This window comes from Sorangium sp. So ce693 (genome assembly GCF_051521375.1).
GTDB classification, from domain to species: domain Bacteria; phylum Myxococcota_A; class Polyangia; order Polyangiales; family Polyangiaceae; genus Sorangium; species Sorangium atrum.
This window is the reverse complement of record NZ_CP150347.1, coordinates 7,249,156-7,274,596: the sequence shown is the minus strand read 5'-3', so window position 1 is coordinate 7,274,596 and position 25,441 is coordinate 7,249,156. Positions and strand designations below refer to the sequence as shown.

General features: G+C 71.7%; 19 protein-coding genes. 10 read left to right on the top strand and 9 right to left on the bottom strand.

Annotated features, from left to right (window positions below):
• The first annotated feature begins 12 nt into the window (after positions 1-12).
• From WMF14_RS27080 to WMF14_RS27070, 3 genes are all read left to right on the top strand, one after another.
• Positions 13-1,620, top strand: coding sequence for an SDR family oxidoreductase (locus WMF14_RS27080; protein WP_437790661.1), 1,608 nt, complete (start codon positions 13-15; stop codon positions 1,618-1,620).
• Between the two features lie 94 nt (positions 1,621-1,714).
• Positions 1,715-3,193: a cytochrome P450 gene (locus WMF14_RS27075; RefSeq protein WP_437790659.1), complete on the top strand. Its 1,479-nt coding sequence runs from the start codon at positions 1,715-1,717 to the stop codon at positions 3,191-3,193.
• A gap of 261 nt (positions 3,194-3,454) precedes the next feature.
• On the top strand, positions 3,455-5,110 hold the full coding sequence (locus WMF14_RS27070; protein ID WP_437790657.1) for a LamG-like jellyroll fold domain-containing protein: 1,656 nt from the start codon (positions 3,455-3,457) through the stop codon (positions 5,108-5,110).
• Between the two features lie 191 nt (positions 5,111-5,301).
• On the opposite strand, the gene WMF14_RS27065 is transcribed toward WMF14_RS27070, so the two are convergent.
• From WMF14_RS27065 to leuA, 7 genes are all read right to left on the bottom strand, one after another.
• Positions 5,302-5,778 carry a hypothetical protein gene (locus tag WMF14_RS27065; protein WP_437790655.1) on the bottom strand — a complete coding sequence of 159 codons (477 nt, stop codon included), beginning with the start codon at positions 5,776-5,778 and terminating at the stop codon, positions 5,302-5,304.
• A 97-nt stretch (positions 5,779-5,875) separates the two neighbouring features.
• On the bottom strand, positions 5,876-8,767 hold the full coding sequence (locus WMF14_RS27060; RefSeq protein ID WP_437790654.1) for a CHAT domain-containing protein: 2,892 nt from the start codon (positions 8,765-8,767) through the stop codon (positions 5,876-5,878).
• On the bottom strand, positions 8,764-9,789 hold the full coding sequence (locus WMF14_RS27055) for a hypothetical protein (RefSeq protein WP_437790652.1): 1,026 nt from the start codon (positions 9,787-9,789) through the stop codon (positions 8,764-8,766). Before WMF14_RS27055 ends, WMF14_RS27060 begins: the two co-directional genes overlap by 4 nt.
• 28 nt (positions 9,790-9,817) lie before the next feature.
• The gene (locus tag WMF14_RS27050) at positions 9,818-10,564 is read right to left on the bottom strand and encodes an RNA polymerase sigma factor (protein WP_437790650.1); all 747 of its coding nucleotides are present in this window, start codon (positions 10,562-10,564) and stop codon (positions 9,818-9,820) included.
• An 89-nt stretch (positions 10,565-10,653) separates the two neighbouring features.
• A complete protein-coding gene (locus WMF14_RS27045; RefSeq protein ID WP_437790648.1) occupies positions 10,654-11,814 on the bottom strand; it encodes a Kelch repeat-containing protein in 1,161 nt (386 codons plus the stop codon).
• Between the two features lie 350 nt (positions 11,815-12,164).
• Positions 12,165-13,736 carry a glycoside hydrolase family 43 protein gene (locus WMF14_RS27040; RefSeq protein WP_272093769.1) on the bottom strand — a complete coding sequence of 524 codons (1,572 nt, stop codon included), beginning with the start codon at positions 13,734-13,736 and terminating at the stop codon, positions 12,165-12,167.
• A 400-nt stretch (positions 13,737-14,136) separates the two neighbouring features.
• Positions 14,137-15,828: a 2-isopropylmalate synthase gene (gene leuA / locus WMF14_RS27035; RefSeq protein WP_437790646.1), complete on the bottom strand. Its 1,692-nt coding sequence runs from the start codon at positions 15,826-15,828 to the stop codon at positions 14,137-14,139.
• A 370-nt stretch (positions 15,829-16,198) separates the two neighbouring features.
• Between leuA and WMF14_RS27030 the strand changes: the two genes are divergently transcribed.
• Both WMF14_RS27030 and WMF14_RS27025 read left to right on the top strand, forming a co-directional pair.
• A complete protein-coding gene (locus WMF14_RS27030) occupies positions 16,199-16,534 on the top strand; it encodes a hypothetical protein (RefSeq protein WP_437790644.1) in 336 nt (111 codons plus the stop codon).
• A gap of 223 nt (positions 16,535-16,757) precedes the next feature.
• The gene (locus WMF14_RS27025) at positions 16,758-17,249 is read left to right on the top strand and encodes a hypothetical protein (protein ID WP_437790643.1); all 492 of its coding nucleotides are present in this window, start codon (positions 16,758-16,760) and stop codon (positions 17,247-17,249) included.
• Positions 17,250-17,312: 63 nt separating this feature from the next.
• Here WMF14_RS27025 and WMF14_RS27020 read toward each other — a convergent pair whose 3' ends face one another.
• The gene (locus tag WMF14_RS27020; RefSeq protein WP_437790641.1) at positions 17,313-19,130 is read right to left on the bottom strand and encodes a M23 family metallopeptidase; all 1,818 of its coding nucleotides are present in this window, start codon (positions 19,128-19,130) and stop codon (positions 17,313-17,315) included.
• A gap of 191 nt (positions 19,131-19,321) precedes the next feature.
• Positions 19,322-20,497 (bottom strand): LLM class flavin-dependent oxidoreductase, encoded by a 1,176-nt coding sequence (locus WMF14_RS27015; protein ID WP_272093764.1) that lies wholly within the window; start codon positions 20,495-20,497, stop codon positions 19,322-19,324.
• Positions 20,498-20,854: 357 nt separating this feature from the next.
• On the opposite strand from WMF14_RS27015, the gene WMF14_RS27010 reads away from it, so the two are divergent.
• The 5 genes from WMF14_RS27010 to WMF14_RS26990 are packed head-to-tail and all read left to right on the top strand — an operon-like array spanning position 20,855 to position 25,408.
• Positions 20,855-21,574, top strand: coding sequence for a hypothetical protein (locus tag WMF14_RS27010; RefSeq protein WP_437790640.1), 720 nt, complete (start codon positions 20,855-20,857; stop codon positions 21,572-21,574).
• Positions 21,571-22,476, top strand: a complete 906-nt coding sequence (locus WMF14_RS27005) for a hypothetical protein (RefSeq protein WP_437790638.1) — start codon at positions 21,571-21,573, stop codon at positions 22,474-22,476. The genes WMF14_RS27010 and WMF14_RS27005 overlap by 4 nt, the downstream gene beginning before the upstream one ends.
• Positions 22,473-23,165, top strand: a complete 693-nt coding sequence (locus tag WMF14_RS27000) for a hypothetical protein (protein WP_437790636.1) — start codon at positions 22,473-22,475, stop codon at positions 23,163-23,165. The genes WMF14_RS27005 and WMF14_RS27000 overlap by 4 nt, the downstream gene beginning before the upstream one ends.
• Positions 23,162-23,860 (top strand): response regulator, encoded by a 699-nt coding sequence (locus WMF14_RS26995; protein WP_437790635.1) that lies wholly within the window; start codon positions 23,162-23,164, stop codon positions 23,858-23,860. Before WMF14_RS27000 ends, WMF14_RS26995 begins: the two co-directional genes overlap by 4 nt.
• 12 nt (positions 23,861-23,872) lie before the next feature.
• Positions 23,873-25,408: a sensor histidine kinase gene (locus tag WMF14_RS26990; protein WP_437790633.1), complete on the top strand. Its 1,536-nt coding sequence runs from the start codon at positions 23,873-23,875 to the stop codon at positions 25,406-25,408.
• The last annotated feature ends 33 nt before the right edge of the window (positions 25,409-25,441 follow it).

Here is a 25,441-nt window from a genome sequence, read left to right as displayed (position 1 = left end):
GAGGTTTCGACGATGCAATCTCATGATCTTCTCGACCATGTCCGCTCCGTCTTCGTGCGCATGACGCGCTACCCCGACGAGGTCGTCGTCGCCAACGCCGATCTGGAGCAGGACCTCGGTATCGACTCCGTGAAGCGCGGCGAGATCCTCGCGACGCTGCGCGCGGATTTCGGTCTCCCGAACGCCCTCAAGGCGGCGCCCGACGAGCTGCGCACGGTGGCCCGCGTCAGCGAGTTCCTGTCGCGAACGATCGCGGCCAGCGCGGAGGCCGGAGAGCACGCCGATGGTCATGTGGAGACCGGAAACCACGCCAACGGCCATGCGGAGGCGGCGAAGCACGCCAATGGTCACGTGGAGACCGGAAACGACGCCAATGGTCATGCGGAGGCAGCGAAGCACGCCAATGGCCATGTGGAAGCCCGAGGGCATGCCAACGGCCATCGGGAGGCCGGAAGGTACGCCAATGGCCACGTCGAGGCCGGAAGGTACGCCAATGGCCACGTCGAGGCCGGAAACCACGCCAATGGCCACGTCGAGGCCGGAAACCACGCCAATGGCCACGCCGGCGAGGCGTTCCATGTCGTGGTCCAGGCGCTGGCGGACGCGACCCGCCACCCGGTCGATCTGCTCGTCCCCGACGCGCGGCTCGAGGAGGACCTCGGGGTCGACCGCCGCCGGCGCGACGAGCTCCGCGCGCTCCTCTGGCAGCGCGGCGCCCAGCCGGCCGTGCTCGAGGCGGCGCTCGACGAGGCCCGCACGGTCGGCGATCTCGCGCGCCTCGTCGACTCCGCGCCGCCCGCGCAGATCGCCGCGGCGCGCGCGCCTGCGGCCCCTGCGGCGCAGCGGGCGCTCCCTGCCCCCGGGGTAGCGCTCGCGGGCAAGACGGTCCTCGTGACCGGATCGAGCCGCGGGCTGGGCCGCGCCATCGCCGCGAAGCTCGGGCGCGCCGGCGCGCGGGTCGTCGTCAACAGCTTCCACTCGCGGGACGACGGCGAGGCGGTCGCCGACGAGATCCGCGGGGCCGGCGGCGACGCTGTGCACGTCTGGGGCTCGGTCGCCAACCCCGCGCACATCGACAGGCTCTTCGATTCGATCGCGCGCGAGGTCGGCGAGCTGCACCACTTCGTCAGCAACGCGTCGAACGGCCGCTTCGGCCCCCTCGAGCAGACGACCCCGGAGCACTGGGAGCTGGCCTTCCGCACGAACGTCATCGGCTACCACCTGTGCGCCATGCGCGCGGCGCGCCTGATGGAGCGCCACGGCGGCGGGCGGATCGTCGCGCTCTCGTCGAACGGCTCGTCGAGGTACCTCGAGCACTTCGGCGCCATGGGCGCCGTGAAGGCCGCGGTGGAGTCGCTGACGCGCGCGCTCGCCGTCGAGCTCGCCCCGCGCAACGTGCAGGTCAACTGCGTCTCCGCCGGGCCGATCTACGGCCACGTGACGAGCAACTACCCGGATCACGAGCGGATCCTCCCGTACTGGGAGTCGCGCACGCCGGGCGGCCGGCTCTGCACCGAGGACGATGTCGCCGAGGCCGTCCTGCTGCTGCTCTCGGACGGTGCGCGGAGGATCAACGGCGCGACCCTCACCGTCGACGGCGGAGGCTCGCTGTGCATCTGACCGCGGCGATCGGCGGCGTCGGGGCGCGCTCGGCGCAGGCCCGCGCTGACCAGCTCACGTCAGCTTCCCTGGAGCTCGCGAAGAAGGAGGAATCATGAGTGCCACGCTCGATCGGCAGCCCCCGGGCCCTGGCCCGCTCGCCAGCCTGCGGTACCTGGCGAACTTCAGGACCGGTAACATGCGTCATTACGAGGACCTCTTCGCGCGGTATGGCGACGTCGTGCGCCTGCGGGCGCCCGGGGCCGAGGACTTCGTCATGGCGTTTCACCCGAACGACATCGCGCACGTCCTTCGCACGAACGTCCGGAACTACCCCAAGGGGAAGCGCTACCACGAGCTCGCCCCCGTGCTCGGCTGGGGCCTCGTGAACAGCGAGGGCGAGCTCTGGCGGCGCCAGCGAAGGCACGTCCAGCCCCAGTTCAACCACGCCAACACGCTCAAGTTCGTCCCCATCATCGTCGAACACATGGAAGCGGTGCTGCGGCGCTGGGACGCCCAGCCGGGCGAGTTCGAGCGCGACATCAACGACGACATGATGGACGTGACGTTCGGTATCGCGGGCGAGGCGTTCTTCGGCGCGGCGCTGGAGGCCCACACGGACACCGTCCGCGAAGCGTTCAAATATGCGCTGTCGATCGCGCTCAAGCGTATGTACTCCCTGGTCAACCCGCCCCTGTCCTGGCCGCTGCCCAGCCACCTGCGCTTCCGCCGGGCCATGGATCGCGTGCACACCGTGATCGACGGCATCATCGACGGCTACCAGCGCGGCGCCGGCGGCGAGGACAACGTGCTCGTCCGCCTCATGAACTCGGTCGATCCCGAGACCGGCGCCAAGATGGACCGCGCGCAGCTGCGGGACGAGATCAAGACCATCCTGATGGTCGGCCACGAGACATCGAGCGTCACCGCCTCGTGGGCGCTGTACCAGGTCGCGCAGCACCCCGAGGTGTACGCCCGCCTCACCGACGAGATCGACCGCGTCCTCGGCGGCCGGCCTCCGACGGCGAAGGACTTCGAGTCGATGCCTTACCTCACCATGGTCTTCAACGAGTGCCTCCGGCTCCTGCCGTCCGTGCCGTTCATCCTCCGCAGCCCGCTGGAGGACGACGTCATCGGCGGTTACCAGGTCGCCGCGGGGTCGACGGTGGCCATCGTCCCGTGGGTCACGCACCGGCACCCGGAGTTCTGGAGCGATCCGCTGGAGTTCAAGCCCGAGCGCTTCGCGAACCACCGGCGGAGCGCGGACGACAAGCTCGCCTTCATCCCCTTCGGCGCCGGCCAGCGGATCTGCCTGGGCGAGTTCATGGGGCAGCTCGAGGGCAAGATCATGGTCGCGATGGCGCTCCAGCGCTACCGGCTCCGGCTGGTCCCCGGCTTCGACCCGCGTTGCCGCGGCTTCATCTCGCTCCAGCCGGTGAACGGGATGCGCATGATCCTGAAGCGGCGGGAGCCGTCGAGCGTCGTACGCGCGGCGCCGGCGGGGCGCGGGGCGCCCGCTGCGGAGCCCGTGGTGACGGAGCCCGCGGCGGCCGCCGTGAGAGCTCACGGCTGCCCGTACAGCGCCCGGGCCTGAGGGCCTGGGCTCGGCGCACCTGGCCGGCGGCGCGACCGCCCGGTCTCTCCTCCCGGGCGGAGCCCCCGCCATCCTTTTTTTCTCGGCCCATGTCAGGCCCCGGGGAGCCGCGGCGAAGTAACAGGCAGGCAGGCGGACGGCTCGGGACGAAATCCTGAGCGCTGCCTTCTTCCACGGCACTGGCACGGCCGGCGCGCTCCGCATTCCGACGAGGAGCGCGCGCGCCAGGCGAGAAAGGCATCCATTCCCATGCGGACTCCCATGCACACGGTAGCTCGATCGATCGTCCTCACCCTGGCGGCGAGCCTCTCGGGCTGCGTCGCGGCCGGCCCTGCGGATGAGCCTGAAGACGAGGCGATCGCTGAGGCCTCCAGCCCGCTCGTGGCGGACCGGGCCAGCCTGCCGACGCCGGCGGCCTACTGGAGCTTCGACACCTGCGCGGCCGGCGCGATCACGCGCGTTCGCGAGGACTCGGGCCGGGGGGCGTTCGGCGTGATGTCCGGCCGCCGCCTTTGCAGCCCCGGATGGTCCCTGTCGGCCGGCGACTTCGACGGGGCAGGGGATCGTGTCGAGATCAGCAGCGAGGGGAGGAGCTACCTCCACTTCCAGGACCGGATCACGGCGGCGGCCTGGGTCAACCCGCGGAGCGTGACGGGGAGTCGCACCATCGTCAACCAGTGGTACGCCGCGGATTCGTTCCTGCTCGGCATCGACAACGGCAAGTACTTCTTCTCCGTGGCCTTCCCCGACGGGGGCGCCGGCCGGCGCGCGATCGTCCAGGCCCCGGCCGTCGCCAACGCGTGGGCGCACGTCGCCGGCGTGTACGACGGCGCTGCGCTCAAGCTCTACGTCAACGGCGTGCTCCGCGCGTCGACGCCCGCGTCGGGCGCGCTTCAGCAATCGACGCGGCCGATCGTCATCGGCGGACACCCCAGCTGGAACGCGTACGATGGCCTGATCGACGAGGTCCGCCTCTACCAGCAGTCCCTGAGCGACGCGCAGGTGGCGCAGCTCGCGGCGGGCGAGGTCTACCCGGTGAGGGCGTATTACGTCTATCCGAGCGACCAGCGGTATCACCAGGAGTACGTCGACGCCATCAACACGTACCTCGACGAGCTGCGCGGCTGGTACCGCGAGGAGTCGGGCGGCTCGTTCCACCTGGTGGGCTTCGTCCAGCCTGTGCGCTCGTCCCAGAACTACCTGACCATGCGCTGCGGCCCGACGCCGACGAGCGCCTGCCAGAGCAACCCGCAGGAGCTCCCGAACTGGCTCAACGCGGTGTCACAGGCCGTCGGCGGCTTCCCTGCGCGGCAGTCCACGCTGGTCTTCGGGCAGGGCGGCGGCGGCTGGGCGGGCGCCAACCTCCAGGGCGACTACACCGGATACGCCCTCGTGGGCGACTGGGTGCTTGAGCCCCTCTCGGGCGTGCGGGAGCCGCTCGCGCTCCACTGCGGATACGCCACGTGGCAGTGCAGCGGCGGCGTGCCGAAGGGGACCGTCGCCCACGAGCTCGGTCACTCGTTCGGCCTGCACCACCCGGACGGCACCTCGGGCACGACGATCATGGCGTGGCACGGCGACTATCCGACGACCGACTTCCTCGATCACGAGCAGATGATCCTCCAGGAGAGCCCGATGCTCTCGTCCGGCGTGTTCGTGCGCGGCGGGCTCTGGCTCGACTTCAACAACGCCGACGTCATGCACTGGGACACGACCGTGAGCCTGACCGGCTCGGGCTTCGGGCCCGGCGCGCAGGTCGAGTTCGTTGGCGCCAACAACGCCAACATCCGTAACCCGATCAGCATCAGCGCGACGAGCCTCACGGTGCAGGTCCCGCAAGGCCTCGGCCCCGGGTACATCCGCGTGCGCAACGGGAGCGGCGCGAGCAACAAGGTGCCGGTGAACTTCTATCCCTGAAGGGTGAGGTCCTCGAGGTGACGCCGCCGCGGTGACAAGCGGCGTCATCGCTATCGCTGGCCGCCCCGAGCGATGGCGCCCGCCAACCGTGGCAGGCGCCGTCGCCGTCTCTCGCGCAGCGCCGATGCGGCGCCGGCCGTCGGTTGTCGCTCCGACGGCCCTGCGCCCGCCCTCTCTTCAGCCTCCGACCGTCATTGCTGGCCCAGGACGGCCCACCCGCTCCACGTCGTCTGCACGCCTGCGCGGAGCTCCTGCGTTGCGCCCTGGTCCATCCATCGCACGCTGGCCCATGCCACGTCTTTGGCGAGCCCCTGGTCCAAGGCGTAGATGGCCTTCGCGGAGCCGTCGGGCCTCGGAGCGACCTTGTAGGTCGCGAGCGGTACACCCCTCGTCGAGTAGAGCGTCATCGAGACGTTGGGCATCGACTCCCTCTGAGCGATGAACAGGTACAGCGTCCGAGTGCTCAGGACGTACGCCGCGCACGCGCCGCACTGAGGATCTGCCGGTTGCATGGGCTCGTCCTTGATCCGGCGTTGCGGCCGCATACCGGATGACAGCGCCTGCGCCGCCTGGCCGGTCTCCGTGGCCGACTCGACAGGCGTGGCATCCATCGATGGACCGCACGCGGTGAGGACAAGGGCGCTCAGACCAAGAATCGAGGTACGCATCGTTCAGATCCTCCGTATGCCGTTTCCGGGGTCGATCTTCTCTTCGCCGTCGCCTTCCGGCCTCTGACAGACAGAGCTCGATCCCTCGCCCGATCTGTCAGGGGACGAGCGCCCGGAAGCTCGCCCAGTCGCTCGACGGATCCGCGCGCAGCGCCGCGAGGGTCGCCTCGCGGAGCTGCTCGCACGGCTCTCCTCGCTCGCCGGCGTAGAGCGCGGCCATCACCCGCTCTGCCAGCGCGTCGTCGACAGGGCGCGTCGCCGCGATGACCGAGCGCGCGCCGGCGATCAGCAGCGCCTGGGCCAGGCCGAGCCCGAGCCCCCGCGCCCCGGACGCCGCCTCCGTGCGCGCCGTGTCGCAGCCGGACAGGACCGCCCGCGCGGGCGCCCGGCGCAGCGCCAGGATGTCGCCCACGGCGAGCTCGCTCCCGCCGGAGAGCGCGAGGCTGCTGTCCCAGCCGTCGAGGCCCTCAAAGACGCCGTGGCCCGCGTAGTGGAAGAGCGCGAGCCCGGGCTCCTCCAGCGCGTCGGCCACCGCTCGGCGCGTGGCGAGCCCGCCCGACAGCCGCTCGACGCGCAGCCCCTTCCCGGAGAGCGCCGCCGCGACAGCGTCCGCCTCGCGCCGCGCGGCCGGCAGATCGCGCCGCGGATCCGAGACGACGAGCGCGCGCTCCGGCGCTCGCCCCGCGCCGGCGCCCTCCGCGGGCCGCGCGCCGCGCCTGGGGAGATCCAGGCCATACGTCACCGGCATGCGCGCGACGAGCGGGGCGCCGTCCCAGGGCAGGGCGTGGAAGTCGACGCGCGCGAGCTCGCCATGGGCGGCGACGCGGAGTCGCGTCGCGGCGCGCAGCTGCGCATCGAACGGCGCGAGCAGCCGCGGGGCCAGCGCCGCGGCCGGGGCGGAGGCGTCGAGCGCCGGCAGCCGCTGGGCCACGACGCCGTCGCGGGTGATTGCGAAGCCGGCCCATCCTTCGCGGATCGGATGGAGCACGAGCATCAGCTCGCCCTCTTCCAGCGCCGGCGCCGCCTCGACCTCCACCGCCGCGGGCTCCCCCTGTCGCACCAGGAGCAGCGCCTCCTCCAGCCGCGCGCGGATCGACCGCCCGCGCGACGCCCGGGCCACCCGGACCGCCTCGAGCTCGTCGGACGAGAGCCGCCAGTCGTCGCGCCCCTCCTCGTCGAAGGCCGCCCGCGCGTCGCGGTACGCCGCGAGGGCGCGCTCCCAGCGCGCCCGCTCCTCGCCGCCGAGCGCCTCGATCCGGTCGATCCAGCGGAGCATCGCGAGCGCCCGCGCGCGCGACCGCCGGGCGGCGCGCACGGCGCGGCGCGGATCGCGCCGGAGCAGGAGGTCGACGAGCCGCCGCGCGCTCTCCTCGAGGCGGCCGAGGTAACCGCCCCGGCCCTGCCCGAGCGGCACGAGCGCGCCGAGGTCGCCCCGCAACTCCTCCGCTTGCTCGTAGGCCTGGGCGGCCGCGTCGAGCCGCCCCATCGCCTCGAGCGCCCGCCCGCGGCCGAGCGCCGCGCGGTAGCGGCCTTCCGGCAGCTCGCTCGCGTCCGCGAGCCGCGCGAGCCGGCCGTAGATCTGGAGCGCGCTCGCGGGATCGCCGCTGCCCAGCGCGACGCGCCCCTCGATTTCGAGCCAGTACATCGCCACGCCGGCGTCGGGGCGCGCGTCCGTCCGCCGGGCCTCGTCGAGGAGGGCGCGCGCCGCGCCCGCCTGGCCCGCTTCCAGCTTGGCGAGGGCCAGGTTCGTCAGCGCGTTCGCGCGCTTCGCCGGCTTCGGGCACGCGGCCCCGTACAGCTCGAGCGCCGCCATGAGCGGCGATTCGGCGTCCGCGAGGGATCGAGGCCGCTCGGCGCCCGCACGCGGCTCGCTGGAGCCGCCGCTCGCCCACGCGACCTGCAGCGCGTTCCAGCCGAGATCGTTCAGCAGGGAGGCTTGCTCGCACGGGGCCCGCCCGGCGGGGGAGGACGCCTGCACGTCGCGCAGCAGCGCCTGCGCCTCCAGCGGTCGCCCCAGGGTCTGGAGCACGTCTGCGCGCTCCTGGAGCACGTGCAGCCGGTGGTCGCTCAGGCCGAGGCGCTCCGCGCCCGCCGCCGACGCGTCCAGCTGCCGGAGCGCCGCGCGCAGATCGCCCGCCTCGGACGAGAGCAGCGCCGCGTAGTACGGCTTCACCGCGCGCCCCTCGGGGTAGCTCGCCTCGAGCGGCCCGAGCGCGTCGAGCGCCGCCCGTGCCTCCGCGAACCTGCGCCCGTTGAAGAGGAGCGCGTACGACAGCGCGAAGCGGTCGAGGAACTCGTCGGAGATCCGCCCCGCCTCCCGGTGCGCCCGGATCGACGCCTCGAAGCCCGCGATCGCCTCCGGGATCCTGCCGCGCGCGAGGTCCACGCGCGCGCGCTTGCCGATCGCCAGGGCCTGGACGGCGGGGTCCGCGTCGGACGCCAGCGCGTCGAGCGCCGAGGACGCCGCGTCGAGATCGCCGCGCCGGCGCAGCGCCTCGGCCTCCTTCAGCCGGGGCGCGTCGACGGCTGGGCGGAGCTCCAGGCGGAACGACGCGCGCCCGCCGCCCCGCTCGGCGGTCACCGAGAGGGCGCGGGCGCCCGCGGCGACGGGGACGCGCGCCAGCACGCCTCCCTGGACGCGCGCTCCATCGAGCGAGGCGAGCGGAGCGTCCGCGACGACGGCCGCATCGACGGCGATCGCGACGCGGGCGTCCGCGGGGGCCTTCACCCAGATGCGGAGGGTCCGGTCGTCTGGCAGCGCGCAGGCGGGGCCGGCGTGCACGGCGCTGCAGCCGGCGAACTCCACCTCGAGGGGCGGCGCGGGCGCCCCGGTTGTCGCCGGGGCCGTTGTCGCCGGGGCCTCGGATGCACCGGAGGTCGCCTGGGCTGAGGTCCCCGTCGGGCGGCGCGCGTCGCATCCCGGCGCCAGCGCCGCCGCGCCGAGGATCGCTGCGCCCAGCGCGGGCCGGAGCGCTCGCCAGCGCGTCACGGGTCCTTGGAGGGCGCTGCGGGTCGGGCGGTGGGGAGGGGGAGCGGCGCTGCGCGTGGCAGGAGGAGCACTTTGAAACGTAAGATTCGGAATGGTTTATCTTTTTTCTCAGACGGCCGTGCGTCCGTCAGTCCGGCCGCGCTGTCTGGCAGCGCCGCTGGCCGTCCGATCGCGATCGCGATCTCCCACTCGCCCTCGGGCACTCCGGAGAAGAGCGTCTCCGTGTCGCCTTCGATGCGCGCCGCGCCCTGCTCCGAGAGGTCGGCGTGCACGTCCCAGGGGCGCGCCGTATCGCCCTGGATCAGGAAGGCGCGTACGGCGACGGGGCCGTCGACCCGGGTTGCGGGCCGCAGGGTGATCTCGAGCCTCGAGCCAGGCCCGAGCCGCGCGGTCGCGCCGGCGGCGCTGGAGGCGGAGCGCTCGCTGACCTCGCCGCCGGCGAGCGTCACGGCGTAGGCGGGCACCGGGAGCATGGCCACCGCGCCCGGATCGTCGAGCAGGCCGCGCGGGTGGTGTTTGTCGCCCTCCAGCGAGAGCCGCACGACGAGGACCGCCGCGGCGGCCGCGGCCAGCGCCGTCGCTGCGATCCGCCAGGGCGCCCTGCCCGGCTTTCGCGGGAGCGGGAGCACCTCGCCGCCGCGCGCTGCCGCCGTGCGCTGTCCCGGAGGTGGCGGGCCTACCGCCTCCGCGCCTGCCGCCGCGGTGCCAGTCGCCGCGGCGGTGCCTGCCGTCCCCGCGCCAGTCGCCGCGGCGCCTGCCGTCTCCGCGCCTCGCTCGCCCGCGCTCACCTGCAGCCCGGCCAGGATCCGGTCGGCGATCCGCGCTCGCGCCTCGCCGTCCAGCGGGCGTGACGCCTCCCACGCCTCGCGGTCCTCCGGGGTGCGCTGCGCCTCCGCCTCCAGCGCATCGCGCTCGCCGGCCGCGAGCGTCCCCAGCGCCCTCGCTGACCAGCGCGGATCGCTCGCCCGGTCCTGCTCGCGCGTGACGCGCGCCAGCGCCTTCAGCAGATCGTCGTCGTTCATCGTCCCCCTCCTGGGCTCGCAGCGCGCTTCATCGTCCCCCTCCCGGGCTCGCAGCGCTCGGCGAGGCGCTGTGTCCTCTCGGCTCCGCCTCGGCCGCGAGCTCCGCGGCGATCTGCCGGACGAGCCGGGCGATGCGGCTCCGCCACGCGTACACGGCGTCCGCGGTCATGCCGGTGATGGTGCAGGCTTCCTCGGTCGATCGCTCGTCGACGAGCAGCAGATAGAAGAGCTCCACCCCGCGCTCGCTCAGGCGATCGCGGAGCTTCCTGGCGATCGCCGCGAGCAGCTCGCGCGAGATCGCCGCGGGCTCCGGCGACACGGAGGCGCCGTCCACGCGCTCGAGCGCGTCGTCCTCGGTGGGCTGCTCGGTCCAGGGGTTCCGGCGGCGGCTGCGCAGGATCGAGCACGCCTCACGCTCCGCCACGAGCCCCACGAAGCTCGCGAGCGGCAGCCCCCGGCCGGCGTCCCACTGGCGCAGCGTGCGCCCGCGGTCCGCGAAGAGCGCGAGGAACACGCTCTGGGTCAGGTCCTCGACCTCCTGCCGGACGTCGCGGTGCCCCGCGGCCCGCCGCCGGCGGAGCAGCGGCCGCATCACCCGCTCCTGGATGGTGGGCGTCAGCAGATCGACGAGCGCCCTCACCGCGGCCGGCTCCCCGGCCACGGCCCGCGCGATGAGCGCGGCCTCCGGGCCCGGGGCGGCGGCGCCCGCCGATCCCCGCCGCGCGTCCTCATCGATCGTCCGCGGCTGCGCGGGCAAGGGAGAGCTCGGGGCCATCAGCGCACGGATAAACGCGCGCCACACGCCCGTCAATCCGGCTGGCCCGCCAGCTCGTCCACGAGCGAGCCCACCGGGATCGCTCGCGATCAGCCGCCGCAGGCGAGGGGGATCGTCAATCTCCACATGTCGTTGAGCAGCACCGGCGCGAACTCCGCGGTCGCTCCCCCGAAGATGTAGAGCTCGTAGGCCGTGGCGGTCTTGCGAGAGAAGTAGAACTGGCCGAACCTCGGCGCCGGCGCCGGCCCCGTCATCGCGGTGTCCACGCGAGTCCAGGTCCCGGCGTGGAGATCGAAGTACCAGAGATCGGACAGGGTGGTACCGTCGAACTGGCTTCCCCCGAAGAGCCAGATGCGGTCGTTGTGCTCATCGGCGATCAGCTTCGCGTTGTCGCGGTGGCCCGGTCCGCCGGCCTCGTCGAAGACGAGCTGATCCCAGGTCTCCGTGCCGACGTCGAATATCCAGAGGTCGCCGAGGTAGTTCTCCGGCGTGAACAGGCCGGTCCCGTTCACGGCGTCGTTCGTGTATCCGCCGTAGACCAGCAGGGCGTTCCAGCCCTGGGCGTAGACGAGCGGGTGATGGGCTCGAGCGCGCGGGCCGGGCGAGCCGGTCGCGACCTGCTTCCAGCCGTTCTTGTAGCGGACCAGGTCGTGCTGGAGTCCGTCCGGACGGTTGATGAAGGCCGGCAGCGTCGACGACGAGCCCGAAAAGGCATACGCGACGGTCTTGTGCTTCCCCTTCTCTCGCACGGCGACCGCCTCCGTGGAGCGGTTGGCGCGCCCGATCTGGGCCGCGCTCTGCGAGATCTGCGTCCACCCATGCACCGGATCGAACCGGAACGTGTCCTGGTGCGTGAGGTCGAGCCCGCGCCGGAAAGGACCTCTCCCGCCGGAGACGATCAGCGCGTCATCCTCGGCGACGCACCACATCATCGACTCGGCCCTGGCGGACGGCCCGCCCGGGTACTGGCCGAGGTCGTACCAGGTGAGCGTGTCGACGTCGAAGGCGCTGAAATCGGCCACGGGCTCGTCATTCGGGTAGGTCCCGTTCAATCCGCCGAAGATGTAGAAGAGGCCCTGGTGATAGGCACTCGCGCCGTCCCATATGGCGTCGGGGATGGCGCCGCCCTGCGGGAGCTCGGTCCAGTAGGGCAGGCTCGACCGGGCGGCGCTCGGGCGAATCCCGGCGAACGAGAGCGAGAGAAAGAAAGAAGCGATGAGAACGATCTGAAGGTGAACCCTGCGTATCATCCGGGCTATCTCCTTGTTCAGGCAACGGCGGGCTCGCGCCGTGGGCCTGGTTTCCGCCGAGGTCGTGGCGACGGCCATCGACGGGGCCCCGACCTGAGCGAAACCCCATGAACACCCGCACGACGATCCCTGGCTTGATGGGACGTTTCTTGGTCCTGCCGCGCAACAGCCGCATGTGCTCGTCGCGGCGCCGATCGCGTCGATGCTGACGCTCCAGAGCCACCTCCGCGGCAAGGGGCGCGCGCCGGAGCCGGCCTATTGGCCGGCTGCCGGAGCGGGGTGCAGGTTCGTGGGATACGGGCTTAGCCGTCAGCCCAGCGCGAGGCTGCTGCCGTCTTCCTGTTCGGGCGTCAACCGATCTCGCGGTAGTCGAACCAATCGAAGTCGGCGTGCAGGCGTGTTCCGGCCAGGTCCTGGCACGCCATCCCGACGAAATTGCCCGTGAACCCACAGGGCACCGCGTGCTCGTCCGACAGGATCGACGCGTCGTGCTCCCACCCCACCGCGTGGAAGGTGACGCCATCCCGGGAGTAGAAGAACGATATCCGATCGTCCTTGATCTCGAGCCGCAGGAAGATGTTCTCGGCCCCGTCCAGCACGTACTCCTTCTCGATCGGGAAGGTCAGGTTCCCCCGCTCGCACTTCATGAGCGCCAGGGCCTTCTCGGCGTGGTCCGCCCGTGAGACGTAGAGATAGTAGAACGAGTCCGTGCTGTAGAACGCAACGATGCCCGCCATCTGCTGGAAGTGCTGAGGGGCGAACTGCATGCACGTCGTCGCTTGCACATGTTTGGCCTGCTGGCGCCGCGCGACGAGGCTCTGCTCGAAGTTCGAGGTGATGCTCTCGCGTCCGATCAGGCGCAGGTACCCGGGTCGGGCGGCGAGGCTGCTCACGTCTGCCGGCAGCACGCGCGGCGACTGCCACTCGATGCCCAGCGTGGGCTTGTCGAAGTCGTCGCGCTCGGGCGTCTTCGGCCATTCGTGGCGAGCCAGGTTCGGCCCCTCGTAAACGTCCAGCGGAACCTGCCCGCCCGAGGTCAGCCGCGGCCACCCCTCGACCCACGTGATGCCCTGGAGCGCCGTCTCACGCCCCAGCGTCGATCGGCCATTCTGCAACGGGCGACGGCACAGGTGCGCGAACGCCCACGAGCCGTCCTTGTTCTCCACGAAGCTACCGTGGCCGGCGCTCTGGAGCCGCACATCGGGGCGGGACGCGCTGGAGATGAGCGGATTGTTCGGCATGACCTCGTAGGGGCCGTGGATCGAGCGAGAGCGGGCGACCGTCGCGGCGTGCGTGATGAACGTGCCCCCCTCGGCGGTCAGCAGGTAGTAGTAGCCATCTCGCTTGTAGAGGTGCGGCCCCTCCACGAGCCCGAGCGCGGTGCCTCGGAAGATGTTCTCCACCGGACCCACGAGCTTCTGCTCCTTGGGGCTGTACTCCTGGAGCAAGATCCCACCGAACGCGTTGTTGCCCGGCCGGTGATCCCACACCATGTTCACGAGCCACTTGCGGCCGTCGTCGTCGTGGAACAGCGAAGGATCGAACCCCGAGCTGTTCAGGTAGATGGGCTCCGACCACGGACCGGTGATGGAAGGCGCGGTGACCAGGTAGTTGTATACGTCCTTGAACGCCCCCGCCCAGCGTCGCGAGTTGGTGTAAATGAGGTGAAACAAGCCGTCTGCGTAGGTCAGGCACGGCGCCCAGATCCCGCCGGAGTTCGGGTTGCCGCGCATGTCCAGCTGCGAGTACCGCTCCAGCGGCCGCGCGACCACCCGCCAGTTGACGAGGTCTTTCGAATGGGAGATCTGGACGCCCGGGAACCACTCGAACGTCGAGGTCGCGATGTAGTAGTCGTCCCCCACGCGCACGATCGACGGATCGGGGTTGAACCCTCTCAGTGCCGGATTTTCAACCTTGCTCATTCACTCACCTTGATTGTCTCGTTGTGTTCCAGCGCAGCCAGTCCTGCTTCCAGCGCTCGACGGATACGCTCGGCATCGTGGGGACGCGCCCCGCCCATGCCCCACCGCTCGCGCGTCGGCGTGAGGCATCGGAGGTGCGTGGCCGCAGGCAGCTCGGGGTGCAGCGCGAGCTCGGGATGCGGCGTGGGGGGGCGAAGGCATCATAGGGGAACGTGGCGTCTGCAACGTCGCCCCTGCTGGTTCCCGCATCTGCGGTCCGTGGCCGCGCAGCGGGACCCGCCGGAGGAGCTCCGCCGTCGGCGCGCGAGGGTAGCACCGTGCGCGCCCACGTCCAGACGCTTCGTCCTGATGCGCGGGCGCCTCCGGTGGGGTTGAGCGCGTTGAGCGACCGCGCGCCAGCTCACTCCGCTGCCGTCGCGAGCTGCGCCGTGTCCGCCGGCCGCGCGCGGTTCCACGCGGACGCGACGGCGGCGAGCGACGCCATGTCGGCGTCCCCGTGCGTCCCCGCCCCGAAGCTGCGCTTGCGCCCGACCGAGATGGCCACATACGCCGCCGTCTCGTCGCCGCCGCTCCTCGGGAGCGCGTGCGCCGCGTGCTCGTCCACCGCGATCGCGATCCCCGCGTGGCGCGAGAGCGCGCTCGCGAACGCCTCGACCGGGCTGCCGCCGGCGGCGCTCAGCGCGTGGGCGACGCCCCGGATCTGCACATGGAACTCGTGTCGTTCGTCCGCGCCCTGGCCGACGCGCCTGTGCCGGGTGACGCGGAGCGGCCCTGCGCGGTTCACGTACTCCCGCTCGAAGATCGCCAGGATCTCGGCCTTCTGCACCTCGCCCTCGGTCCGCTCCGCCCTGCGCTGCACGGCCTGGCTCACCTCGACGGCGAGCCCCCTCGGCAGCGTGTAGCCGTGGTCGTGCTCGAGTACGTAGGCCACGCCGCCCTTGCCCGACTGGCTGTTCACGCGGATCACCGCCTCGTAGCTGCGCCCGACGTCCTGCGGATCGATGGGCAGGTACGGCACCTCCCAGAGCGGGCTCCCGCCCTCGCGCAGCGCCTTGAACCCCTTCTTGATCGCGTCCTGGTGCGAGCCGGAGAAGGCCGTGTACACGAGCTCGCCGACGTACGGGTGGCGCGGGTGGACCGGCAGGCGGTTGCAGTGCTCGACCGTCTCCTTGATCGACTGGACATCATGGATCTCGAGCTCGGGATCCACGCCCTGGGACATCAGGTTGAGCGCCAGCGTCACGACGTCGACGTTGCCCGTGCGCTCGCCGTTGCCGAACAGCGTGCCCTCGACGCGATCGGCGCCCGCCATCACGGCCAGCTCCGCCGCGGCCACGGCGGTGCCGCGGTCGTTGTGCGGGTGCACGCTCAGCACGATGCTGTCGCGCTGCTTCAGGTTCCTGTGCATCCACTCGATCTGATCCGCGTAGACGTTGGGCGTCGACATCTCGACGGTGGCGGGCAGGTTCAGGATGATCTTCCGTGATGGGGTGGGCTCCCAGACGTCCATCACGGCCTCGCAGATCTCCTTCGCGAAATCGAGCTCGGTGCCCGTGAAGCTCTCGGGGGAGTACTCCAGCGCGACCTCGGTCCCCGGCAACCGCGCCGCGAGCTCCTTCACCAGCCGGGCCCCCCGCACGGCGATCTCGGCGATGCCCGCGCGGTCCAGGCCGAACACCACGCGCCGCTGGAGCGTGGAGGTGGAGTTGTAGAGGTGGACGATGGCGCGGCGCGCCCCGCGGATGGCCTCGAACGTGCGTTCGATCAGCTCGGCGCGCGCCTGGGTGAGCACCTGGATCGTCACGTCGTCCGGGATGAGCCCCTGGTCGATGATCCAGCGCACGAAGTCGAAGTCGGGCTGCGACGCGCTGGGGAAGCCCACCTCGATCTCCTTGAACCCCATGCGCAGGAGCTCGTGCCACATACGGAGCTTGCGCTCGAGGCCCATGGGCTCGACCAGGGCCTGGTTGCCGTCGCGCAGGTCAACGCTGCACCAGCGCGGCGCTCTCTCGATCACGCGGCCGGGCCAGCGGCGATCGGGCAGATGGATGGGCTGAAAGGGCTTGTACTTGTGGACAGGCATCGTGGACATGACAGGACTCCCTGAAAGCTAGCGATGGGAGTCGTCACGACACGACGACGATGCGGGGGACCCCCATCGGGACCAAGAAAACCGAGGGGGGCCGTACTGCGAGGAGCGACGTCGTCAGCAGCGCGCGCAAAGGCCCCCGGGCCGTAGGCCTAGGCAGGGGCGTAGGGAGCGCGCGCGAGGGACGGACATCGAGGTGCAGCTTAGCGAACATTCGCGCGCCTGTCCAGCGCCGCGATACGAGGCGGCCAGGCGTGTCGCGCATCGTTGTGATCTTGCAGCGGCTGCTGGCGCTCGTCCCGCGCTCGTCCGGCGCGCAACGGGCGGAGCGCAGCGATGCCGGCTGGCTCGACAAAGATGTAGCGTAGTGTCGATGACGATGGCTGCGGATCGAGCGAGCAGCGATATCGACGTGCCGATCGACCCGGCGCTCCAGGACCTCGGCAAGGCCTACGAGAGCGGGCAGCTCGTCGTGTTCGCGGGGGCCGGCGTCTCTGCCGCCGCGGGGCTCCCGGGCTGGCAGAAGCTCACCGAGCAGATGGTCGCGCGCCTGCGCGTGAGCGGGGCACGGGCGGTGCCTGCCTGCACGCGATCGCGAAGGGTGAGATCGCGCGCTCCATCGGTGCGTAGCGGCGCGACGGACATGGACGGTGCATGTGCGTGCGCGCACACTCGTGCTGCGACGCGCGGGGCGCGGATGCCAGTGTGAATGTTAAGGCTACGATCAAAGCCTCCTCGTGTATCCTCGTCTGTCGGTCGCTCCGGGCGCGAGGTCACGGCGCATGCGAGAGCGCGAGCGAGGGTGGATTGACATGTGGAATCGACGATCGCTTGAACGATGGTCGCTCGCTGTCGCGACCGGGGTCGTTGTCTCTGCCTCCGGCTCCGGGCAGGCGCGCGCGGACGACGGCGCACCGCCTGCTGCGCCAGCCATGCAGACACAATCCCTGCCTGCGCCGCAGGCTCCTCCGCCTCCGGGCTTCCACGGCGCCCCGCCCGCGGTGGGCCCGAAGGTGCTCCCCTGGAGGGAGGGCGAGCCGGTGCTGCCCGGCTATCATCCGGAGACGCGCGTCCGGAAGGGGCTCGTGATCAGCGGCGCGATCGTCTTCGGAACCGTCTACCTGTTCACCGCGATCGGCGGCGGTGACGCGGTGTACCGCGGATCCCCGGGGTATGCGGCGCTGTTCGCGCCGTGCGCGGGCCCCTTCATCACCCTGGCCACGACCCGGCAGGACGACCTCGAGACCATGGCCCTCGTCCTCGACGGGCTCGTCCAGATCACGGGAGCCGCCCTGCTCGTCCCGGGTCTCCTCGTGCCGCGAAGTGTGCTGGTCCGCGACGACGTCAGCCAGCCGTTCGTGCTCCCGGCGCCGGTGGCGCTCGGCCCGAGCAGCGCCGGCCTCGGCCTCGTCGGTCGATTTTGATCGCGCGACCTTCCCTATTCCGCTCGACCGTGACAGCGGCGGATCTGTAACCCCTTGCCGCCGTCAGGGGTGCGCGTGGCAGGCGCCCGACGCCTTCCCGAACACCGCGTTGAACCTGGAGCCGCCGCTGTACACCTGCACGCTTTGCAGCTTGTACCCGAGCGAGGCCTCCTGGGCGGCGTACACCGGGTATACCAGGGTCGACGTGTCGACGTACGCGTGCGGCGCGCAGCCCGCGGCGGGGACCGCGAGCATGCTGAACTTCGCCGGGCTCCACGTGGTGTCGGCGACCACCTGGCCGACCTGCAGGCCCGCCGGGATGCCCGCGATGTCGCTCTGGACCAGCGCCGCCGACCGGCCGTACGTCAGCCAGTTCGATGTGCTCGCGCTCGTCGTGAACAGCACGGCGTAGTACTGCACGCCGGCCACGCGGTACGGGAAGAAGTCGCCGATGCCATAGCCGCCATTGACGACATAGACGTTGTACAGGCTGTCGAGCTGGGCCTGGGTGAGCTGGTGCCAGAACGCCGTCTGCTCGCCGGACTGCCTGGGCGTGGCGGTGAAGTCGTAGACGGGGTTTCCGCTGCCGTCGATCCGGATCCGGGTCTCGCGCGGCACCCACGCCTCGTTCGCGCCGTCGTTCTCGGCGATCTTGGAGCCGCCGACGCCGACCTGCAGGAAAAAGCCGGTCGTCGAGTACTGGTAGGAGCCCGTCACCTTGAAGCCGCCCTCGTTGTAGAAGCTGAGCGTCGCCGGGGCATAGCCCATCCCGCTCAGGTAATCGGGGTAGTCGGTGAACGGCTTCCAGCCGAGGTCGTGGAAGTCGGGCAGGAACGGCGCGAACAGCCGCGAGTAGTACGTCGGCTGATCGGTCTCCGTGAGCGGATCCTCGACATAGCAGCCGTTGGCCTTCTGGTACGCGCCGAAGGCGTCCACTTCTACCGCGATCTTGTCGTTCGGCGCCGTGGTGCCCTTGGGGACGGCGATGTAGACGTGCAAGTGCATGTTGCCCCAGTCGGCCGAGGAGACGCCGTTCGCGTCCAGGGTGTCCATGACCGTCATGCTGCTCCCCGCCCGCGCGATCTTGGTCCCCCGCTTGACGAGCTGGCCGGGCTTCACGGGGATCGTGTCCGACTCCTTGCCCCACCATTTCGCCAGGGGAGACTTGTTCGCGGCCAGCTGATAGCGCTGGCACGCCACCGAGGCGCCGCAGCTGATGTTCTTCACGGCGCTTGCGTCGTTCGTCGCTCCGTTCCGCAGGTGCATGTAAAGCGAGTAGATCTTCTTCCCGTTCTCGCCCGTGTGCTCGATGATGACGGTGTTGCCGCCGCCGCCGGGAGGTCCGTCGAAGTACACGCCGATGACCCTGCCGTCCGCCACGGCCAGGACATCGAAGCTCGGATCCTCCGAGCCCGAGGCGGCGCGCCCGATGTCCAGGCCCCGGTGGCTGCCGCCGCCGCCGTAGATCCAGCCCTGCCCCAGGCTGACCTGGTTCCCTGTGCTCTGGGGCCCGTAGGGCAGGCTCATGGGCAGCGGCGCGCGCACGTTGCGCAGGAACGTCTCCCGGGCCGCGGCGTCGGGGAACGCCGTGGCCGGCCCCTGGATGTTCGTCAGGAGCCGGTTCAAGAGGTCGGTCTTGGTGGCCGAGCTCGGCATGGCCTGGAGGCTGTCCGTCCACTCCTGGAGCTCGGCGTTCGCTCCGCTCGTATTCAGGTCTTCGCCGAGGTTGGTGTTCGGCGTCCCGCAGGCCAGGGCGGCGTCGTTCACACGGTAGGCTTCACTCACGCTCTCGACGCTCTCCGTCGTGAGCTCGTCATAGGCGCAGCCCGAGAGGATCGTCGTCGCGGTGAGGATTTGGTAGAAGAGGGGGCGCGTGTTCATGCCGTGGGCGCATTGCACCTCACGTGCCGCCGCCTCGCTCCCGCGCCTCTCCGCGCAGCGCGCGCGCCGGATGCCCCCGCAGGGCAGCCCCTGGAGGCTGCTGCCTGCAGCCCCTGGAGGCTGCGGCCTACGCCCCTGCCGGCGCGCGCCTCTGGCCGTGGAATCCGACGATCTTCGACCTGGTTGCCGTTCTACTCGAACTCGGGGATGAGCTTGCCGATCTGGCGGATGCTGCTCATGACCTGCTCGTGCGACAGGCGCCCGACCTGCTGGAAGCTCAGCAGGCGATCGATGCCGAGGTCCTGGTAGAACTTGATCTTCTGCCGGCACGTCTCCGGGCTGCCGACGATGAGCGAGTTCTGCTCTTTCAGGGCGTCGAACACCTCCTCGTTCGGGACGTCTTCGTTCTGCATGATGCGGGCGAGGACCGCGTTGGCCTTGGTCTCGGCCGGCGTCTTCCCCGCGCGGTCGCGCAGGAGCTGGCCCACGAGGCCGCCGCCCGCCGGGTCCTTGGCCAGCGCCTGCTCCTCGGCGTGGGTCCGCAGGAAGTGCTCCTTCGCCTCGAAGAACGTGAAGGACCCGTTCGTGTACCACGCGGCCGCGGAGGCGGCGCCGTTCTCCATGGCCTGCTGGTCCGTCTCGGCACAGTGAGCGAACGTGAAGAACCCGACCTGGTTGTTGATGAAGGCGCCCACGGGCCGCTCGCACCGGCGGATGGCCTCGCGGTAGATGCCGATCCACTCCTTCACCTGGTCGGGCGGCGCCCACAGCGTGACGCCGAGCGCGCCGACCCCGTTGCGCCCGGCCTGCTCGAACGAGGCCAGGCTCGAGCAGGCCTGCCAGAGGGGCGGGTGGGGCTTCTGGTACGGCTTCGGGATGATGGGAACGTTGTTGATCTCGGCGTCCTCGCTCTTCCAGGAGAACCGCTCCTGCGTCCACATCTTCGGGATCATCTCGAACGCCTGCTGCATCTGATCGCGCGTCCGGTCCGGAGGGATGTTGAACGTGCGCCACTCCGGGATGGTCGAGCGGGCCAGGCCGAGCTCCAGGCGCCCGCCGCTCAGGTGATCGAGCATCGCCGCGCGCTCGGCGACGCGGATGGGGTGGTTGAACCGGAACGGCGACAGCACCGAGGCGTGCCCGAGCCGCATCGACGTCGTGTGCTGCGAGATCGCCGCGAGCATCACCTCCGGCGCCGACGAGTAGCTGAACTCCTCGGCCGTATGGTGCTCGACCTGCCACCAGCAGCCGTACCCGAGCCGATCGGCGAGCTTCGCCTGCTCGAGGGTGTTCATGATGATCCGGTGCTCGTGGTCCTCCGACCACGGACGGGGACTCTGCATCTCTGTGAACAGGTCGATCTTCATTACTTCCTCCCTCGCGATTGCTGCGCGCCAAGCATCGATCCGTCGCGTACAAAACGGCAATGTGTGGTTTGCCGCACACCGATGTACATGTCGACGGATCGCCGGCATCGGGCGCTCAGAGGCTGTGATGTGCGTGTAGACCGTCGCGGGAGACTTCCTGTTGAGGGCTCCTCGGGGCCGGCGCTCCGGGCCACGGGGCGCTCCGGAGGCCGCGGGCGATCGCCACATCTTCGCCACAACCTCTCCGTGTTTGTTCCTCGTCGGGCGCGCGGGTGCGCCTCACCCGGGGGGTACGTCCATCGAGGTCTGCGGCGGCCGTGACCAGGCCCCGCAGCGCTCACCCCGATGGAGGTCCTCGTGCAGGCGCAAGCTACCTGTCTCCCCGTAACGTCATCGCCCGAGTCCGGCACGGACGCCGGCGCAGAAGAGCCCGCGGCTCGTCGAGACGACGCCCCCGCGGCCCCCGCGCCCGGCCCCGCCGCGGAGCCCACCGAAGGCGCCGGACACCGCAGCTGGACGGCTGCTCTCCTCGCGGAGCGGCCTTCGTTCTCGCTCCGCGAGGAGCTGTCCCGGTTCGGCGTCGGCCTCGGCCTCGCCTCGCTGTACGGCCTCTCGCTCGGCGCGCGGCAGGGCGGCGTGTCGTTCGTCCGCCACGCGGCCGGCGTCCCTGCGGCGCTGATCGCCGTCGCCTGCGTCGGCGTTCCGGCGCTCACGATCGTGCTGACGCTCTTCGACGCGCCGCTCGACCCGCCGCGCGCGCTGTCGGCGACGGCGCGCGCCGCCGCCGCGACGGGCCTCGTGCTCGGCGGCCTCGCGCCCGCCTCGGCGCTCTTCGTCGTGACGAGCGGGGCGGATGCGACCGCGGCCCTCATGGGGCTGCTCGGCCTCGCGGTGGGCGGCGCCGTCGGCATCTGCATCCTGCTGCGCGACCTCGGCGCGGTGCTTCAGCGCAAAGACGATCTCGCCGGTGTATCGGGGACGACCGCGGCGCTCGTCTTGTTCGCGGCGTTCGCCGTGGTGCTCGCGCTGCGCGTGTGGTGGGGGATGCTCCCGATCCTGAAGGGGGGTGCCCTGTGAGCGCCTCCGTCCTGAGCCGTCTCCTCCGGGCGCCCTCCGAGGTGGCCGCGAGCTGCCGAGAAGACAGGGACATCCGCGCCATCGCGCTCGCGTCGCTCGGCGCGATTGCCCTCGGCTCGGCCGTGTTCGGCGGCGTGATCGGGAGCTTCCGCGGCAGCGAGCAGATCGTCTTTGCGGCCGTCAAGGTGCCGCTGGCGATGCTGATCACGCTCGCGCTGTCGGTCCCGGCGCTCCACGCGTTCTCGGCCGTGCTCGGGCGTCCGTGGCCCATGCGGTCCGTCATCGCGCTTGCGCTCGCGTCGGCGGGCCGCTCATCGCTGGTGCTGCTCGCGTTCGCGCCGGTGCTCTGGCTGGCCATCGACGTGGGGCTCGGCTACCACGCGTCCTCGGTCGCCGCCTGGCTCGCCTACGCCGTCGCGGGCCTCGCGGCGCTCGGCGTGCTCGTGCGGGGCATCGGCGCGGGCCGGGGCCGCTGGCTCACCGCGGTCGCTTTCATGGCGGTCTTCTTCGCCGTCGGCGGCCAGGCCGCCTGGATCCTCCGGCCCTACCTCGGGCGGCCGAGCGAGAGGGAGGTCCCGTTCCTGCGCGCCCGCGAGGGGAGCTTCTCCGACGCGCTCGTGAAGAGCTTTCGCTCCGCGCTCACCTACGACGACGATCTGCGCTCGCACGGCGGGCTGCGCCCATGGGAGGGACCCTGGCGCGATGGCGTGGCTCCAGTCGATGACCCGCCGGCGGACGGCGCGACCGTACGGGAGGTCCCGCCGGCGGACGGCGCGACCCGGCGGGAGATTTCGCCGGCGGACGGCGCGACCCGGCGGGAGATCCCGCCGGCGGACGGCGCGAGCCTGGACGGCCTCGATCGGGGCGCCGAGCGCGGCGACCGGGTGAAGGAGGCGCAATGAGCCTCCGCGATCTCTCGGTGCTGTACCTGATCGCTGGGCTCGCGTGCGCCGTCGCGGTGTACCGCGCTTCCCCCGAAGGACGCCGCCGCGCCGCCCTCTCCGCGGCGCTCTGCGTGCCGCTCTGGCCTATCTGGGCGCCCATCGCGCTCACGGCGGGCCGCGGGGAGGGAGGCGAGCGCGTGAGCGGCGCCGCGGCCGAGGCCGCCGCGCGCGTCCAGGGCGCGCTGCGCGAGGGGGTCAGCGCCTGCGCCGGCACCTCGTTCGAGGCGCTCCTCTCGCGCGAAGCGGCCTCGCGGATCGAGGCCGAGGTGGCGCGCGCCGCCTCCCGGCATGCGGAGCTCGACGCGCTGCTGCGCCAGAGCGGCTTCGACGAGGGCGCCGCCGCGGCGCGCGTCGTGGAGATCGAGCGGGGCGGCGGCGGCGCGGGCGCGCGGTCGCTGGCGACGGCGCACCTCCACCTCGAGAACATCCGGCGCCTGCGGGCCATGCGCGACCGCGACGCCCGCGCCCTCGAGGAGCTCGCGGATCTCGTCCAGGCGCTGCGCACGCAGCTCGTGCTGGCGCGCTTCGCCGGATCCTCGGTCGAGGGCGTCGGTGGTATCGTGTCCGAGGTCTGGGCGCGCGTGGAGGGCCTCGGCGCGGCGATCGACGCGCACGGCGCCGGAACAGAGGGACCGATCGCGACGTGAGCAAGCACATCCTGGTCGTCGACGATGAGGCGCGCATCCGCGAGGTGCTGCTCTACGCCCTGCAAAAGGAGGGGTACGCCGTGACGGCGGTGGCCGACGGGCGCGCCGCCGTCGAGGCGGCGGGGGCGGGCACGGTGGACCTCGTGGTGCTCGACGTGATGCTCCCCGAGCTCGACGGCCTCGAGGTGTGCCGGCGGCTGCGCGCCGGGAGCAGGACGCCGATCCTGTTCCTGTCGGCGCGCGCCGACGAGGTCGACAGGATCGTCGGCCTGGAGCTCGGCGGCGACGACTACCTCACGAAGCCGTTCTCGCCGCGCGAGCTCGTGGCGCGGGTGCGCGCGCTGCTCCGGCGGACCGAGGCGCCGCCTCCCGCGCCCGCACCGGCGGAGGCGCGCGCCGCGGTCCTTCGCCACGGCCCGATCGAGGTCGACACCGAGCGTCACGAGGCGCGGTATCTCGGCCAGCCGGTGTCGCTCACGGCGACGGAGCTCGGCGTGCTCGGCGCGCTGCTCGAGCGGCCCGGGGTGGTGCTCTCGCGCGGGCAGCTCATGCAGCGGGCCTACCGCTACGACAACCTGATCACGGAGCGCACCATCGACACGCACGTTCGCCGGATTCGCGCGAAGTTCCGCGTGCTTGGCGGCGATCCGATCGCGACCGTCCACGGCGTCGGCTACAAGCTGCAGGGGGCGTAGCCGGGTCTCGCCATGATCGAGCGCCTGCGCTGGGAGCTCGGCCGGATCCGCGTCCGGCTGCTGGTCGTGAACCTGGTGGTGCTGCTCGTGCCGGTGGCGGGGCTCGAGTTCGCGCGCCTCTACGAGCGGCAGCTCCTCGGCTCGCTGGAGCGCGACATGGCCAACCAGGCGGTCCTGGTCGCGGCGATGCTCGGGTCGGATCTCGACCGGGGTGTCGAGCTCGGCGCGCTCGATCACCGCTACGTCTTGACCCAGGCGGCGACGCACACGCGCACGCGCGTCCGGATCCTCGACAGGGCGGGCGCGGTCGTCGTGGACTCGCACGAGAACGGCCCGCCCGAGGGGCCCGAGCCGGCGGCCCCCGCGCTCATGCCGACGGCAGGCCGTCGCCCGAGCTCGGCGGACTTCCGGGAGCTCGCCGACAACGTGCAGCCGATCGGAAAGGGCGCGCGCGAGCGCTGGGCCGAGGTCCCGGATCGTCCGGAGGTGCGCGAGGCGCTCGCCGGGCGCCGCGCGGCGCGGACGCGTGTCCGGCAGCAGGAGCTGGCGGTGTTCCTGTTCCTGGCCGAGCCGATCCGGTGGGGCGGCCAGGTGGTCGGCGCGGTCTACGTGGTCCGCTCGACGCAGCCGGTGCTGGTCGAGCTCTACCGGATCCGCTCGGGACTCACCAAGGTCCTCGTGGTCGCGAGCCTGTTCACCGGCCTCGTCACGCTGGCGCTCGCGTGGTCGATCTCGAGGCCGCTCGGCAAGCTGTCGCGCGCGGCAAAGCGCATCGCGGCCGGCGAGCGCGACGTCGTGGTGCCCGTGTCGGGGACCGGCGAGATCCGCGAGCTCGGCGAGTCGTTCGCCGCGATGAACGAGCGGCTGGGGGCGAGGCTGCGGTACATCTCGGATTTCGCGGCCGATGTGGCGCACGAGTTCAAGTCGCCGCTGACGTCGATCCGGGGCGCCGCCGAGCTGCTCGACGAGGGGGCGGCGGACGATCTCGAGGCGCGGCGGCGCTTCCTGCGGAACATCGAGCTCGACGTGGCGCGGCTCGACCGCCTCGTGTCGAGGCTGCTGGAGCTGAGCCGGATCGAGGCCTCGAGCGAGGCGATGACGGTGCTCGATCTGGAGGCGCTCGTGGCGCGCGTCGTGGAGCGGCGCGCGAGCCCCGGGCAGCCGGTGGTGCTGCGGTACGAGATGCCGACGCGGCTGCTCCGGGCGCGGCAGACGGATCTGGAGACGGCGCTGTTGAACCTCGTGGACAACGCGGTGAAGTTCTCGCCGCCGGGGGAGCCGGTGGTGGTGACCGTCGAGGGCGGGGAGGGGCGGGAAGGGGAGAGGACGGCGAGGATCTCGGTGCGCGACCGGGGGCCGGGGGTGCCGCCGCAGCACCTGCCGAGGATCTTCGACAGGTTCTTCACGACAGACGAGGGCCGTGACGGGACGGGGCTGGGGCTGGCGATCGTGAAGAGCGTCGTCGAGGCGCACGGCGGGGCGGTGACCGTGGAGAGCGCGCCGGGGGAGGGGGCGAGCTTCGTGGTGGAGCTGCCGGTGAGGCAGTAGAAGGTGGATGAGGGGTGAGTGTTGCTGGATGTG

What these genes read in the sequence shown, in the direction of transcription:
- WMF14_RS27080 (WP_437790661.1), top strand. Translation starts at nt 13, where the DNA reads ATGCAATCTCATGATCTTCTCGACCATGTCCGCTCCGTCTTCGTGCGC.
- WMF14_RS27075 (WP_437790659.1), top strand. Translation starts at nt 1,715, where the DNA reads ATGAGTGCCACGCTCGATCGGCAGCCCCCGGGCCCTGGCCCGCTCGCC.
- WMF14_RS27070 (WP_437790657.1), top strand. Translation starts at nt 3,455, where the DNA reads ATGCACACGGTAGCTCGATCGATCGTCCTCACCCTGGCGGCGAGCCTC.
- WMF14_RS27065 (WP_437790655.1), bottom strand. Translation starts at nt 5,778, where the DNA reads ATGCGTACCTCGATTCTTGGTCTGAGCGCCCTTGTCCTCACCGCGTGC.
- WMF14_RS27055 (WP_437790652.1), bottom strand. Translation starts at nt 9,789, where the DNA reads ATGAACGACGACGATCTGCTGAAGGCGCTGGCGCGCGTCACGCGCGAG.
- WMF14_RS27050 (WP_437790650.1), bottom strand. Translation starts at nt 10,564, where the DNA reads ATGGCCCCGAGCTCTCCCTTGCCCGCGCAGCCGCGGACGATCGATGAG.
- WMF14_RS27045 (WP_437790648.1), bottom strand. Translation starts at nt 11,814, where the DNA reads ATGATACGCAGGGTTCACCTTCAGATCGTTCTCATCGCTTCTTTCTTT.
- WMF14_RS27040 (WP_272093769.1), bottom strand. Translation starts at nt 13,736, where the DNA reads ATGAGCAAGGTTGAAAATCCGGCACTGAGAGGGTTCAACCCCGATCCG.
- leuA (WP_437790646.1), bottom strand. Translation starts at nt 15,828, where the DNA reads ATGTCCACGATGCCTGTCCACAAGTACAAGCCCTTTCAGCCCATCCAT.
- WMF14_RS27030 (WP_437790644.1), top strand. Translation starts at nt 16,199, where the DNA reads ATGACGATGGCTGCGGATCGAGCGAGCAGCGATATCGACGTGCCGATC.
- WMF14_RS27025 (WP_437790643.1), top strand. Translation starts at nt 16,758, where the DNA reads ATGCAGACACAATCCCTGCCTGCGCCGCAGGCTCCTCCGCCTCCGGGC.
- WMF14_RS27020 (WP_437790641.1), bottom strand. Translation starts at nt 19,130, where the DNA reads ATGAACACGCGCCCCCTCTTCTACCAAATCCTCACCGCGACGACGATC.
- WMF14_RS27015 (WP_272093764.1), bottom strand. Translation starts at nt 20,497, where the DNA reads ATGAAGATCGACCTGTTCACAGAGATGCAGAGTCCCCGTCCGTGGTCG.
- WMF14_RS27000 (WP_437790636.1), top strand. Translation starts at nt 22,473, where the DNA reads ATGAGCCTCCGCGATCTCTCGGTGCTGTACCTGATCGCTGGGCTCGCG.
- WMF14_RS26990 (WP_437790633.1), top strand. Translation starts at nt 23,873, where the DNA reads ATGATCGAGCGCCTGCGCTGGGAGCTCGGCCGGATCCGCGTCCGGCTG.